This is a genomic window from Acinetobacter sp. F9 (genome assembly GCF_019195275.1).
Lineage (GTDB): Bacteria > Pseudomonadota > Gammaproteobacteria > Pseudomonadales > Moraxellaceae > Acinetobacter > Acinetobacter pseudolwoffii.
On record NZ_CP078068.1, the window covers coordinates 1,049,001 to 1,063,393 of the forward strand.

Genomic DNA, 14,393 nt, shown 5'->3' on the forward strand with positions numbered 1-14,393 from the left:
CTTAATAACCTATTTAAATCATTTAAAAAATCGAGTTATCCACATTGTTAAATTCACATGAATTCATTTTATACATGCAATCGAATCCTAAAAATCTTGTAAAAATAAGACTTTGATTTCGCATACGAATAAGTTCAGACAAATCCAAAGCTGATATTTAAATAAAATGAAAATTTATGAACTTTAATCAAGAATGTACTTTATTTAATCAATTTTTTATGATAAAAATACTCACAACAAATAGTATTAACGATAAATAGATCGGACAATAAATATCTATGAAAATCGTGCAAGAAGAAACATTAGACCAGGTCGAGCATCATCTTAGCTCTCGCTATAATATTGATATGATGTCATGCCTTTTTTTCATGTTGGGAATGCTGATCTGCGGCTTTACCCTGCATACTTTTATTTTTTAAATTCCCTGACATAACCGAATGCATAAAAAAACCCAGCCTATGCTGGGTTTTTACATTTCAGGGATTAACCATTGCGTTTTGCAAAGTCATCCATAAAATTCACCAAGGCTTGTACGCCCTCTAATGGCACTGCATTATAAATACTGGCACGCATACCACCGACAGAGCGGTGACCCGCAAGATTCAATAAATGCTGGGCTTCTGCTTCTTTCAGGAATTGTTTTTCAAGATCTGCATTGGCCAAAGTAAATGGCACATTCATGATTGAACGATTTTCTTTGAAGATTGGATTGGCATAAAAATCGCTTTGATCGATATAACCATAAAGCAGATTGGCTTTTTCCAGGTTCACTTTATGCATGGCTTCTACACCGCCATTTTCCAGCAACCATTCAAATACCAGACCAGACAAGTACCATGCATAAGTCGACGGCGTATTTACCATAGAACCATTTTTGGCTTGATCTGAGTATTTTAAGATACTTGGAATTTCAGCTTTGGCTTGATCCAGTAAATCTTCACGAATAATCACCAGGGTTAAACCCGCTGGGCCGATATTCTTTTGCGCGCCTGCATAGATCACACCAAATTTTGATACATCAAGTGGCGCAGATAAAATGCTTGATGAATAGTCACAAACAAGGGGCTTATCTGTTTCAGGAATAGAAGCAAACTGCAGACCACCAATGGTTTCGTTGTCTGCATAGTGCACATAGGCGGCATCGGCAGACAGCTTCCATTCGCTTTGCGCACTGATGGCATGTTTAGCATCAATTTTGATACCTGCTTCTACCACATTGATATCGCCATAGCGTTGCGCTTCTTTCAAGGCCTTTTCAGACCAGATTCCGGTATGGATATAGTCCGCTTTGTTATTTTTACCCAGCAAGTTCAATGGAATTGCCGAAAATTGTAAGGATGCGCCACCCTGCAAGAACAATACTTTGTAGTTCTCGGGAATATTCATGAGTTTGCGTAGGTCTGCTTCCGCTTTTTCAGCCACGGCCACATAGTCGGAACTACGGTGGCTCATTTCCATGATCGAAAGACCTTTGCCATGCCAGTCAAGCATTTCAGCTTGAGCTTTTTCAAGTACGGTAGTCGGTAATGCAGCAGGACCAGCACAGAAGTTGTACGCGCGCATGAGTTTTCCTTATCTATGTGAGACACAATAAAATGATGGCATTTAACCATATCTGGCAAGGTCTTGCACAAAATTATTTCAATCTCGAACTGTAATTACAGTCAAAAAATCAATGTAGATGATGAGGATACGTTTAACACTTATGTATTTCTAATTGTTTCCATTAGATCATTTATAGCTGCTTGCACCACTAACCATGAAATTTCCGTGGTATCTTTATTCGGATTAAAGTTTGATAGCATATGTTCGTAAGGATGTATCAAATTTCTAAACTCTCTTAAAGCATGTGAAAATTTTTTAACATCTACCTCAATCCATTGTAATGAATGAGCCACGTCAATCATTTCACTTAATTTCCACTCTGAAAAAGGTTTTACTTTTCCTTCGCGATTTTTTGGAGCAGAAGTAGCCTGATTGGCTTGTTTAATATTTTTATGGATAACACCTAATAAAAGTCCTTCCAATAAGCTCCCCATAAGAATTACTGCCGAAAGATTTGCATTAGCTCCAATACAACGTTGAATTTCATCCCAACGATAATCGAGTATCTCTCCTACCCCTGATTCTAAACCTAATGCTACAAAATTAGGTCGTGCAATGGGCTTTAATTCAGGCTCTGACTTGTCTTGAAAATCTATCTGAATTCTTCTGAATTTTGGCTCCACCCCCTGCAAAATAATTTCAAAACCTTCAGGATATAAAATTTCATTTAACAATTTCAATGCAGCACTAATTTTTGAACGATTCCCTCCATATTCTTTAGGAGAAGCAAGCCTCTTAAGCACATCAGCAATTTGATTTTTATTAAAATTATTTAGCTGCTCATATACCCATTTAGATCTTGTTGTTCCATCATGGTAGATCATAATTCCTACACGATGAAAGAATGATGTCAGCTCACTACTAGATCTATAAATTGGATAAATTTCTGGATTAGTTCCACAAATAAATTCAGCTATATTTTCTAAAGTTGTTTTATCCATTTTTATATTTAAGCAATAATTTTTTGTGTTTATATTTTACACACAAACCATTTTAACTCTAAGTATATTTCAAAAGATTCATAGTCCTTTCATCAGTAGTTGAAATACAGATGTAAAATAAACAATACTACAACCATGCCCCTTACTGAGCTGCAAACCACTGATTTATAATGTACACAAATCAACTTATTCTTCACTTTGGCCATCTGCTTGCATGAATATGACGAACTATAAAAGTAAATTATTTTTGGGGTGTGGATTATTGTCAGGCCTATGGTTGAATAGCCAGAGTCTATACGCCCAGACTTTGAGTTTTCAAGACGCCGAAAAACAGTTATTGCAGTCTTCTTACAGCAGTCAGGCCTATCAAAGCTTGGAACAAGCCTCGAAACTTGAAGCTGAAGCGGTAAAAGGTTTGGGATTACCACGTGTCGATCTGAATGTGCGTGCTTATGCCTTTCATAATGAATTAGATATTCCTTTGGGTGCTCTTAAAAACAACCTGGAGCAATCTCTCACCAATGGCTTAAATAATAAAATTGATGAGTTTAATTTAGCTGAGAATATTGCCAATCCTTTAAAAGAAGGTTTACAACAACCGATTCATGACGGTGTAGGCTTAATTCCCGATACCTCCAAGGTCGTACTCGAAGATCAAGTGATTCGTCCTACCGTGTCCATGATGATGCCGCTTTATACCGGTGGTTTGACTCATAGCGCCAAGGAGATTGCCAATCTTCAGGTCGGTCGCAGTCAGCTCAGTAATCAACAGCAACAAGACACGCAGCGTTTCGAACTGATTCAAAGTTATTTTAATGTGCAACTGCAAAAGCAACTCCATGCAGCAGCAGTATTTAATCTGAATGCCATGCAACAGCATTATCGCAATGCCTTAAAAATGGAACAGCAAGGTTTTATTAGCAAAGGCCAGCGCATGCAGTTTGAAGTGGCGCGTAATAATGCCGAGCGCAGTCAGCAAAATATGCAAACCAATTTAAATGCCAGTCTATTTCAACTGAATAATCTGCTGCAACAAAGCAGTATCACTGAACTGTCGACACCTTTATTTGTCAATCAGACCGAGCCACAGGCTTTAAATCAACTACTGAAAACCTTTAGTCAAAACTCTGCGCTGATTCAAAAAATGCAGCTAGATACCCAATTAGCACAAGCCAATGTCAAAGCTCAGCAAGCAGCAAAAAAACCCAATGTCTTTGCTTTTGGTGAATATAGTTTGGATCAGAATCAAAACTGGATTGTCGGGGTTGCCGCACGCTATAACCTGTTTTCCGGAATTGATAAAAACAAAAATATTCAGGCGGCCGAGCTCAAACGCTATGCCACAGAACTGCTCACCTCACGTACCCAGCAAGAGATTGAAAACCTGATTTATAAATCTTATAGCGAAGCCTTGAGTGCACAGCAAAGTCATGCTCTGTTGGAACAAAATCTAAAGGCTGCGCAGGAAAATTTACGCATTCAAGAGTTGTCCTTTAAAGAGGATATCGGAACAGCAACACAGGTCATTGATGCCCAAAACATGCTTAGCGGGCTACGAGCCGAAACTGCATTGAATGCCTATAAATATGTGATGTCACTGGCCACCCTGTTACAAAGCCATGGCTCGATTGCAGAATTTCCCAATTATATTCAACACACCAATACCCACTATATTCGCTAATGGAGCCGAACATGAACGACGATCAAAAACCCAATGATCCTGTGAATGAAGCGGTTTCATCTACCGAAACAGAAAGCTCTCCCGCTCCACAGACCCAATCAGCAACGCTAGAGGAAAATCACGCGACGACCTCGACCGATGAGCAGCCTCCTGAAATCTCCAAAAAGAAAAAATATCTACTGCTGGCGTTGCTGCCTATTCTGCTGGCCGTGATTATTTTTGGATTATGGAAAAGCTATCAACCGACGCCGATTGAATTGCAAGGTCGTGTCGAGGCTGAAACGATTCAGGTGGCCACCAAAGTGCCAAGCCGGATTGAAGAAATCTATGTGGAAGAAGGTCAGCGAGTTAAAAAAGGCGATGTTCTGGTTCGCTTAAATAGCCCGGAAATTGCAGCCAAAAAACAGCAAGCTACAGCAGCCTTACAATCGGCTTTGGCCTTACAGTCCACAGCTGAACGTGGCTCGCAGGAAGAAAATGTCGCGAGTCTGTATGCCAACTGGCAATCGCTAAAAGCACAGCAAAATCTCGCCACAGTATCTTATCAGCGTGGGGAAAATCTATTTAAGGAAGGTGTGATTTCACGTCAGCGCCGTGATGAACTGTATGCAGCCAGTCAATCTGCGCTAGAAATGACTGAGGCCGCCTATCAGCAATATGCACGTGCCAAGCGTGGCAGCACCCCGCAGCAAAAGAGTTCAGCCGATGCACAAGTAGACATTGCCCAGGCTGCTCTAAACGAAGCCAATGCGCTAGAAGCAGAAACCGAATTGCTGGCCCCCGTCAATGGAACGGTGTCTAAAACTTATGGCAAAATATCTGAGCTGGTCGCAACCGCAGTGCCCGTGGTCAGCCTGATTGAAGAGAAGATGTGGGTAAGCCTGAATATTCGCGAAGACCAGTATGCTCCATTTCAAAAATTAGAAAGCATTCAAGGTTATATTCCAGCCTTGGATCAAACAGCCAGTTTTCAGATCAAAAGTATTAGCGCTGAGGGTGAGTTTGCCACCATTAAAACCACCCGCCAAACCGGCGGCTATGATGTGAGAAGTTTTAAACTGCATTTGCTACCGACACAAACCATGCCTGAACTGAAAGTCGGTATGAGCGTATTATTTAAACTTAAAGAGACACCCTAATGTGGCTGGGTATATGGCGCGAACTACGCTATTTGCTCCGAGAAAAATGGGATCTGTGCCTGGTTACGCTGGCACCTGCTCTAGTAATTATTTTATTCAGCAGCATGTTTGCGCAGGGCAAGCCTACTCATTTACCGATTGCCATTATTGATCAAGACCGAAGTGCGTTCAGCCAAAGCATCTATCGACATGTCTCGCTCAATCATACCCTTAAAATTGAAACAGTATCCGAGCAAGCTGCTGAAGTTGAACGCCTACTGAATAAAAATAAAATTTGGGGTTATATCCATATTCCAAATGGTGCCGAACAACGTTTTGTTCGTGCTCAGGATGCAGAAATTAGCATTGCCTTTAACCAGAGTTATTTCAGTATCGGCAATACAATTTCTTCAGCCATGCTGGTGAGTACCTTACAAGCCTTGGCTGAGTTTACTGAACAGCACTATCTGGTGAATCGACTGCCCTATATCCAAGCACCGACACCACAGATCAAAATCTCACCTTTGTATAATCCGCAATTGAATTATGAGTTATATCTAGAACCTTATGTCATTCTCGCAGTTCTGCATTTACTGCTATGTTGTTGTGTGGCATTTTCCGTCGGTCAGGAACTGAAGCGGCAGACCTTAACAAGCTGGATTAGCAACCCATCCATCTGGATGGCTTTAGTGTCTAAAAATCTGGTCTATGTGGCTATTTTTAGTCTATGGACTTGGGCGTGGATGTTTTGGATGATTGAAATTCGCGGCTGGTTTGTTGCCGGTTCGCTTGGTCTGATTTTATTGGCACAATTGCTGCTGTATAGCGCCTATGCATTTTTAAGCGCTGCGGTGGTGCTGGCCACCCAAGATTTAAGTAAATCTTTCGGCTTGATTGCTGTATATGGTGGGTCATCGTTAAGCTTTGCCGGGGTGACTTTACCCTTAAATAATGCGCCCCTATTCACCCAGTTTTGGGCCAATATTATCCCCTTTACTCCTTATGCCAAATTACAAACTGAACAATGGATGATTGGCAGTCCAGTGCAGATTTCACTGCAAGCTATATGGATCTTGTTGGCCTATGTGGTGGTGTACGCACTGCTAGCCTATATTTTTCTCAAGAAAATAGCCAAAGGAGCGGCCTGATGAAATCCCTTTGGTTTTATTATCTGCGCAGCTTTAAAGATATTGTCAGCCACGGCGCTATCTTTACCACGCTGATTTTATCAGTGGTGTTTTATAGCTTCTTTTATCCCTTTGCTTATCAGGCACAGCAAGCCGAAGCCTTACCGATTATTATTGTTGATGCAGAACAAAGTCACTTGAGCGCGCGGATTATTGGCCAAGTCCGTCAAAGCCCGAATGTTGAAATCAAGGCGATTACCAGCAATTTCGCCGAAGCCAAAACATGGGTTGAATCGCAACAAGCGGATGGGATTTTGCTGCTACCGGACAATTTATCGCAAACGTTAAGGCATGGTGAAACGGGTGGAATAGGACTGTACTTAAGTGCTGCCAATTTTTTAGTCACCAAACAGATGGGGATCGGTTTAGCGACCTCTCTTGAGCAGACCTTGGCAGACTATGCTGAACGTTTTGGCCAGGTTTCAGATTTTTCTCCTGCCCTATCAGTGCATCAGATTCCATTGTTTAATCCGCTCTCCGGCTATGGCAGTTATGTCTTTCCTGCGGTCGCCCCTCTCATCATTCATCAGACCATTTTTTTAGGTTTGAATATGCTGATTCTGGTGTACCGCGAAAGAAAAGTGCAGTTAAACTCAAATGCGTTGATTGGGCTATGTTTAGCGATATTGAGCATTGGCTGTCTGGGTTGTTTTTATTTATTTGGATTTACCTTTTGGTTATTTGATTATCCGCGAGGGGGTAACCTATTCGGCATGCTGCTGGCTGTGCCGGTTTTTGTTTATACTGTGATTGGAATCACCTGCCTATTTGCCAGTTTTCTGGATATGCCGGAACGCGCTGGACATGTAATTGTTTTTACTTCTATCCCTCTATTTTTTTTATCCGGTGCTGCCTGGCCACATGCAGCTATGCCCATCTGGATGCAAGTGATCACTGAGATACTGCCTTCTACCCAAATGGTGCAGATGTTTATTCAACTGAATCAGATGGGTGTACCGACCGCACTGATTTTGCCTAAACTGATATATCTGGGGCTGATAGGCAGTTTATGTTTTTTCTTGGCTTATCGACGTTTGATTCAAGTGAGTCAAAGCAGATAAAGCATTGGATTTATGCTGTCATCAACTTATGGATTAAGATTCGCCAAAGACCTGAATATTAAAATTACGAATCTTGTTGCTACCATTCGGCTGGTCGAAACTGACATCATACTGCACCAGATTATTTGGATAGGCAATTTCATAGCTGATCTTATATTGGCCAGGCTGGTTGGTTGCTTCTTCAATCTGCTTGGTCATTAAAGTTTTAGACTTGTACTCACCTTGCGGAATTGAACGTGAAAAGCGTTTCATCAGCTTTTCGTTGTCCTTAAACTGTGTTTGCAATTGCGGCTCTAGCTGATCCAGAAACTCGTCATACTTCCCATCACGCAAATCCTCATAGGCCAGCTGTGCTGCCTGTTCCTGCTCAGGACTTGGGTTTGGGATATTGTCCATTGAGTTACAGCCACTTAATGCAACTGCTGCCGCTAACAACATTGATTGGGTTTTCATCGCTTACCTTCATTCAGTCAAGATTTATAAAAAAGGACGCCGAAGCGCCCTTTTTATCAATAGAACACTTATTCTTCTACTGAGTTTTCACCATCTTTTTCAACATGTTCAGCTACTGCATCTGTTTCAGTTGCTACATCTGTTTCTGCTACTAAAGATTCTTCACCTTCAATCGCTTCAACAAACTCATCTTCTTCAACAGCTTCAACTGAAACCACACCAACCAGTAACTCTTCATTACCGAGACGGATCAGACGAACACCTTGTGCATTACGACCGGTTTGAGCCACTTCAGAGGCACGGGTACGAACCAAAGTACCGCCATCGGAAATTAACATCAGCTCTTTAGATGCATCAATCGCTACTGCACCGACCAACTGACCATTACGTTCTGAGGTCTTGAGTGCAATCACACCCTTACCGCCACGTTTCTTGGTCGGGAAGTCATCCACCGGGGTACGTTTACCATAACCATTTTCAGAAGCACACAATACTTCGCCAGTTTCAGGGACAACAACTAAAGATACAATCCGGCTGATCAATGCTGAATCTGCAGCATCTTCATCATCAGACTCGATCTCAGTTTCTTCGCTTTCTTCCAGCAAGGCTGCTGCACCGATGGTCACGCGCATACCGCGCACACCTTTGGCTGAACGACCCATTGAACGCACATCAGTTTCTGCAAAGCGAATCGCTTTACCTTCGTTCGAGAACAACATGATTTGCTGTTCGCCGTCAGTAATCGCAACACCAATTAAAGTGTCATCGCCATTCAGTTCAATCGCACGTAAACCGTTTGAACGCACATTCGAGAACTGTTCAAGTTCTACACGTTTAATCGTACCGTATTCAGTCGCCATAAACACATAGAAGTTTTTACGAACCGCTTCAGCCTGCTGGGCAAAATCATTGATGATGTCATCATCAAGATCGGTCGTTGAAAGTTCTAAACCTAGCTCTTTCAATTGAACACGAAGTGCATCAGAAATATCATCCGCACCCTCTTCAGATTCAGCAAGTGCCGCTTCAAGTGCCGTAAAGTGACCATTAATCACTTCATTGCTTTGCAGTTGTGCAGCATTGGCTTTTACGAAGGCTTTGAAGTCCGCCAGACGTTCTTTGAATTTCTTCGGTGCATCAATCACCGGTAAAATTGCGGTAATGGTCTCGTTTTCGTCTAATGGCAACAAGTTCACCATTGGGCGACCTTTGGCACCACGTGATGCTTGTGGCACTTCATACACTTTCAGACGATAGACTTTACCAACGTTGGTAAAGCAAAGTACCGTCGCATGACTTGACGTCACAATCAGATGTTGAATGTAATCATCTTCTTTCATGCTGGTCGCAGACTTACCACGACCACCACGACGCTGTGCGGCATAGTCAGACAATGGTTGAGTTTTCGCATAACCTGTTTTTGAAACCGTCAGCACCATTTGCTCTTCAGGAATCAGATCTTCACGAGAGAAATCGATACGTGATTCAACAATCGAGGTTTTACGTGCATCGCCATATTGCTGAAGAATCAAAGCCAATTCTTCACGAATTACGTTCATCAACAGATTAAAGTCATTTAAAATTGCAGTCAGTTCAGCAATTTGCGCCAGAATTTCACTATATTCAGCATGTAACTTGTCTTGTTCAAGACCGGTTAAACGATGCAGACGCAGTTCCATAATCGCATTGACTTGGGTGGGTGACAGACGATAAATATCGCCATCCAGACCAAACGGACGACTTGGGTCTTCACCTTCAATCTCATCCGGACGTACAGAAACCGAGCCAGCTTTTTCTAGCAATGCCAATACACCGCCACCTGCCCACTCACCTGCCTGCAAACGCTCACGCGCTTCAGCCGGGTTTGCAGAACTTTTGATGGTTTCGATGATGGCATCAATATTCGCCAGAGCAACGGTTAAACCTTCCAAGATATGACCACGTTCACGCGCTTTGCGTAATTCGAACATGGTACGACGCGTTACCACTTCCTGACGGTGACGGATAAATGCTGCAATAATATCTTTCAGGTTCATCAGTTTAGGCTGGCCATTGTCCAGGCAGACCATGTTGATGCTGAAAGAGTTTTCAAGTTGCGTATTCTGGAACAGGTTGTTCACGATCACTTCGGCGTTTTCGCCACGTTTCAAGTCAATCGCGATACGCATACCGTCTTTGTCAGACTCGTCACGCAGCTCGGAAATACCTTCCAGTTTTTTCTCTTTAACCAGTTCAGCAATACGTTCAATGGTTTTTGCTTTATTGACCTGATATGGAATTTCCGTAAACACGATCGTGGTACGGCCATTCTTTGGATCTTCTTCGAAGTGATACTTGCCACGGATGTGTAAACGGCCTTTACCGGTACGGTAGGCATCCACGATGCCCGATTTACCGTAAATAATACCACCTGTCGGGAAGTCCGGACCAGAAATGTGTTCCATCAACCCTTCGATGCTGATCTGGGGATCATTGGCATAGGCCAGACACGCATTCACAACTTCAGTCATGTTATGCGGCGCCATATTGGTCGCCATACCCACCGCAATACCGGTTACACCATTAACCAGTAAGTTCGGTACACGGGTGGGCATCACCTGAGGAATACGCTCAGAGCCATCGTAGTTGTCTTCCCACTCGACGGTATCTTTTTCAAGATCCGCCAAGAGTTCGTGGGTCAGTTTACGCATACGCACTTCGGTATAACGCATTGCTGCTGCGCTGTCGCCATCGACCGAACCAAAGTTACCCTGACCATCGACCAACTGGTAACGCAAACTGAAATCTTGTGCCATACGTACAATGGTTTCGTATACAGCAGAGTCACCATGCGGGTGATATTTACCGATCACGTCACCGACGACACGTGCAGACTTTTTATAAGCTTTGTTATAGTCATTGCCTAATTCGTGCATTGCGAAAAGCACACGACGATGAACAGGTTTTAAACCATCTCGTACATCGGGCAATGCACGTGACACAATCACGCTCATCGCATAATCGAGATATGAGCTTTTAAGTTCATCCTCAATGGCAATCGGTCTAATTTCCGATACGCTCATGCATACTCCTTATTCTACAAGCCAGATCTATCTGGCTTGCATTTATATGTCGTAAATCCAGCTATAAATCGGCTCAAAAAAAGCTGAACCAATATTAAAATTTAGTCGTACAGTATAGCATAATCCCGGCCAAATTTATCTGTTTCAGCCCTAAGTATCCATAGGATTTTTAGTAGAAATTTTAAACACTTCACAAAATTTAGGTGTTAAAAAAACCTCTACAAGCAGAGGTTCATTTTTTAGGTGTTTGAATAGCCAGCTTAAATGCTGATTTTTGAGTCTACGTCAGACAAATCATCTTCTGCACGTTGCTGTTCAGCCCGTTTGGCTTTCTTACAATCCCATTGCATTAACGGATAAGCCACCATAAACAACCCCATAATCAGTGGAAATTCATACAGCTCCTCCATCAGATCTTTATAAACAAGTTCTGTAAAGATCATATGAATAAAAAACCGATTATGCTCAATTGCATCTGAAATAACCAAACCGGTAACTGCCAGTATTAAAGCCCAAAATGAAAATTTTGCATGCTTGAATTTATTCGCAATCTCATGACGCAAAGGCGCTAAAAACAGCATGAAAACGACAGGAACAATGACTAGGATCGAAATACCACGGAAATAAATTTTCGGAACTTCCGGGAAATAGTCACGCCCCCAGCTGGTACTTCTGCCGAACAGTAAAATCCACCATGCAACTGACCAGAGCCAGAACTGTTTTTGCCCTTGGCTTAATTCAAATGGACGGATATAAAAAAAACTAAGCACTGCAAAACCAAGCAACATCAATGCTTGGATTGACTCAACTGCTGTGACAGTCATACCATCTAACAAAGGAGGGGATAGACTTGGGAGAAAAGGGAAAATCAGACAGCAGATCATCATTACCAAAATACTGACTGATAACTGAAAATCAAATTTCACGGGCACTCCGCCAAAATGGCAAGCTTAATAAAAGTGTAATATTAACACGAAATATACAATAGCTAAAATTACCAATCAAAAAATAGACAGGTTGTAATTAATATTACTTATTCAAATGTTAAGACATAAAAAATGCTCCTGAGCAAAGCAGGAAAGCATTGCTTTCACTGCTTGCGCAAGAGCGTATTTCTAAACTGTATTCAGGAATTAGATTTTAGAAACCAATTCAGGAATAACAGTGTTCAAGTCACCAACTAACCAGTAGTCAGCCACTGCATTGATTGGCGCTTCTTCATCTTTGTTGATCGCAACGATCACTTTAGATTCTTTCATACCGGCCAAATGCTGAATTGCACCAGAAATACCGACAGCGATGTACAGGTCAGGTGCAACAATTTTACCGGTTTGACCAACCTGCATATCGTTAGGAACGAAGCCAGCATCTACTGCAGCACGTGATGCACCTTGTGCAGCACCAAGCTTGTCCGCCAATGGATCAAGGATCGCGTGATAGTTCTCACCTGAACCCACACCACGACCACCAGACACCACAATGCGAGCAGCTGTTAATTCAGGACGCTCAGACTTCACGATTTCTTCGTTGATAAACTTGGAAATGCCTGCATCGCCAGCAACAGTCGCAGCTTCTACAGAGGCAGAACCGCCTTCAGCAGCAACAGCATCAAATGCTGTACCACGAACAGTTGCTAGTACGACATTTTCGCCCGACTCTACAGTTGCAATCGCGTTGCCTGCATAGATCGGACGCTTGAATGTTTTAGGACCATCGACTGCGATGATGTCGGTAATCATGCTCACATCAAGAAGCGCAGCTGCACGTGGTAAAATGTTTTTACCAGTGGTAGTCGAAGCAGCAAGAATATGGCTATAACCTTTGCCTAATTCAGCAACTAGTTTCGCTACGTTTTCAGCCAGCTGGTTTGCATAAGCAGCATCATCAGCAAGTACGACTTTGCTTACACCCGTAACTTTCGCTGCTTGATCAGCAACTGCTTGAGCGCCAGAACCAGCAACCAATACAGTGATATCACCACCGATTTTTTGCGCCGCAGCAACAACGTTTAAAGTAGCAGCGTTTAATGCTTTGTTGTCGTGCTCAGCGATAACTAAAATACTCATGATTTTTATCCTTCTGTATTAGATCACTTTCGCTTCGTTTTTCAATTTTTCTACAAGCTCGTCTACAGACTTCACTTGTACGCCAGCTTTACGCTCTGCAGGTGATTCAACTTTTACTGTTTTCAGTTTAGTTGTGGTCGTTACACCAAAATCTGCAGGCGACTTGTTATCAAGCGGTTTTTTACGCGCTTTCATGATGTTTGGAAGCGCTGCATAACGTGGCTCGTTCAAACGCAAGTCAGTGGTAATAATGGCTGGAAGTGCAAGTTCAACAGTTTGTAAACCACCGTCTACTTCACGTGTTACTTGTACTTTGTCGCCATCTACTTTCACTTCAGAAGCAAATGTACCTTGGCCCGCACCCATTAGAGCGCCAAGCATCTGACCAACCTGATTAGAGTCGTCATCAATGGCTTGCTTACCTAGAAGGATTAATTGTGGTTGTTCAGCTTCAACAACACCTTTCAGGATTTTAGCAATTTCTAGCGCACCGAGCTGGCTGTCATCAGCTTCAACCAGAATACCGCGGTCAGCACCAAGCGCCATTGCAGAACGGATCTGTTCTTGCGCTTCTTTAGGACCAATAGAAACAACAATGATTTCTGAAACAGTTCCTTTTTCTTTTAAACGAACCGCTTCTTCCACTGCGATTTCACAGAATGGGTTAATTGACATTTTAACGTTGGTTAAGTCAACACCACTGTTGTCCGGTTTAACACGAACTTTAACGTTGGCATCAACCACACGTTTTACAGCAACAAGAGCCTTCATGTAATCCTCGGCTGTTTTAGCAAATGTAAATGTTGAGAAAAGTTAGTGTAACTCTTCACTTAAATTTTTTTAGGTGCCCTATCTTGCAATGTGTACGGCATTTCGGTCAAGTCACAATTCAACAAAGAGCTGTAAAAATGCGTAAATTTACCTGAACGATGCGTTCACAATTAATTGTTATCCATTTATTACAATGAAATGTATAAACATTTACTTAAAATTTAAGCATTGATTTATATTATTTTTTTATTTGATTAGTCACATCAATAGTTCTGATTGAAAAGCTGTACGCAAAATAAAATGAAAGTAGTTGGCAGCAAAACTGGCAGGATGAACCCACAATCATATTTGTCATTTTAGACAGAAATCTTCTTTGAAACGGATTTGGCCCACTAAAAAGACCAATTGACTGAATAAGCAACCCGCTCACTTATAGATACGCCAGGAA

At 42.2% G+C, this 14,393-nt stretch carries 11 protein-coding genes; 4 read left to right on the forward strand and 7 right to left on the reverse strand.

All coding sequences use genetic code 11. The annotated features are described in order from the left end of the window. Window positions 1-483: 483 nt before the first annotated feature. A complete protein-coding gene (gene serC, locus KT990_RS05065) occupies window positions 484-1,563 on the reverse strand; it encodes a 3-phosphoserine/phosphohydroxythreonine transaminase (RefSeq protein WP_074383369.1) in 1,080 nt (359 codons plus the stop codon). Window positions 1,564-1,703: 140 nt separating this feature from the next. Further along, a complete protein-coding gene (locus KT990_RS05070; protein ID WP_180077700.1) occupies window positions 1,704-2,546 on the reverse strand; it encodes a hypothetical protein in 843 nt (280 codons plus the stop codon). 214 nt (window positions 2,547-2,760) lie between these two features. On the opposite strand from KT990_RS05070, the gene KT990_RS05075 reads away from it, so the two are divergent. From KT990_RS05075 to KT990_RS05090, 4 genes are read left to right on the forward strand one after another with little or no spacing between them, the layout of a single operon-like run. Further along, entirely contained in the window at window positions 2,761-4,227 is a 1,467-nt protein-coding gene (locus KT990_RS05075) for a TolC family protein (RefSeq protein WP_218209257.1), read from the forward strand. A gap of 11 nt (window positions 4,228-4,238) precedes the next feature. Then, window positions 4,239-5,366 carry an HlyD family secretion protein gene (locus tag KT990_RS05080; RefSeq protein WP_005170000.1) on the forward strand — a complete coding sequence of 376 codons (1,128 nt, stop codon included), beginning with the start codon at window positions 4,239-4,241 and terminating at the stop codon, window positions 5,364-5,366. Further along, window positions 5,366-6,493 (forward strand): ABC transporter permease, encoded by a 1,128-nt coding sequence (locus tag KT990_RS05085; RefSeq protein ID WP_218209258.1) that lies wholly within the window; start codon window positions 5,366-5,368, stop codon window positions 6,491-6,493. Before KT990_RS05080 ends, KT990_RS05085 begins: the two co-directional genes overlap by 1 nt. Then, window positions 6,493-7,593, forward strand: coding sequence for an ABC transporter permease (locus KT990_RS05090; protein ID WP_218209259.1), 1,101 nt, complete (start codon window positions 6,493-6,495; stop codon window positions 7,591-7,593). Before KT990_RS05085 ends, KT990_RS05090 begins: the two co-directional genes overlap by 1 nt. Before the next feature lie 33 nt (window positions 7,594-7,626). Here KT990_RS05090 and KT990_RS05095 read toward each other — a convergent pair whose 3' ends face one another. The 5 genes from KT990_RS05095 to KT990_RS05115 all read right to left on the reverse strand — a co-directional run bounded on the left by KT990_RS05095 (window position 7,627) and on the right by KT990_RS05115 (window position 13,945). After that, entirely contained in the window at window positions 7,627-8,046 is a 420-nt protein-coding gene (locus KT990_RS05095) for a hypothetical protein (protein WP_005097650.1), read from the reverse strand. Window positions 8,047-8,114: 68 nt separating this feature from the next. After that, window positions 8,115-11,108: a DNA gyrase subunit A gene (gene gyrA, locus KT990_RS05100; RefSeq protein WP_218209260.1), complete on the reverse strand. Its 2,994-nt coding sequence runs from the start codon at window positions 11,106-11,108 to the stop codon at window positions 8,115-8,117. Between the two features lie 260 nt (window positions 11,109-11,368). Further along, a complete protein-coding gene (locus KT990_RS05105; RefSeq protein ID WP_218209261.1) occupies window positions 11,369-12,034 on the reverse strand; it encodes a hypothetical protein in 666 nt (221 codons plus the stop codon). Between the two features lie 207 nt (window positions 12,035-12,241). Continuing rightward, window positions 12,242-13,174 (reverse strand): FAD-binding protein, encoded by a 933-nt coding sequence (locus KT990_RS05110; protein ID WP_005169982.1) that lies wholly within the window; start codon window positions 13,172-13,174, stop codon window positions 12,242-12,244. An 18-nt stretch (window positions 13,175-13,192) separates the two neighbouring features. Beyond that, on the reverse strand, window positions 13,193-13,945 hold the full coding sequence (locus tag KT990_RS05115; RefSeq protein ID WP_005097655.1) for an electron transfer flavoprotein subunit beta/FixA family protein: 753 nt from the start codon (window positions 13,943-13,945) through the stop codon (window positions 13,193-13,195). Window positions 13,946-14,393 lie beyond the last annotated feature (448 nt).

What these genes read in the sequence shown, in the direction of transcription:
- KT990_RS05080 (WP_005170000.1), top strand. Translation starts at nt 4,239, where the DNA reads ATGAACGACGATCAAAAACCCAATGATCCTGTGAATGAAGCGGTTTCA.
- KT990_RS05115 (WP_005097655.1), bottom strand. Translation starts at nt 13,945, where the DNA reads ATGAAGGCTCTTGTTGCTGTAAAACGTGTGGTTGATGCCAACGTTAAA.
- KT990_RS05085 (WP_218209258.1), top strand. Translation starts at nt 5,366, where the DNA reads ATGTGGCTGGGTATATGGCGCGAACTACGCTATTTGCTCCGAGAAAAA.
- serC (WP_074383369.1), bottom strand. Translation starts at nt 1,563, where the DNA reads ATGCGCGCGTACAACTTCTGTGCTGGTCCTGCTGCATTACCGACTACC.
- KT990_RS05075 (WP_218209257.1), top strand. Translation starts at nt 2,761, where the DNA reads ATGAATATGACGAACTATAAAAGTAAATTATTTTTGGGGTGTGGATTA.
- KT990_RS05110 (WP_005169982.1), bottom strand. Translation starts at nt 13,174, where the DNA reads ATGAGTATTTTAGTTATCGCTGAGCACGACAACAAAGCATTAAACGCT.
- KT990_RS05090 (WP_218209259.1), top strand. Translation starts at nt 6,493, where the DNA reads ATGAAATCCCTTTGGTTTTATTATCTGCGCAGCTTTAAAGATATTGTC.
- KT990_RS05070 (WP_180077700.1), bottom strand. Translation starts at nt 2,546, where the DNA reads ATGGATAAAACAACTTTAGAAAATATAGCTGAATTTATTTGTGGAACT.
- KT990_RS05095 (WP_005097650.1), bottom strand. Translation starts at nt 8,046, where the DNA reads ATGAAAACCCAATCAATGTTGTTAGCGGCAGCAGTTGCATTAAGTGGC.
- gyrA (WP_218209260.1), bottom strand. Translation starts at nt 11,108, where the DNA reads ATGAGCGTATCGGAAATTAGACCGATTGCCATTGAGGATGAACTTAAA.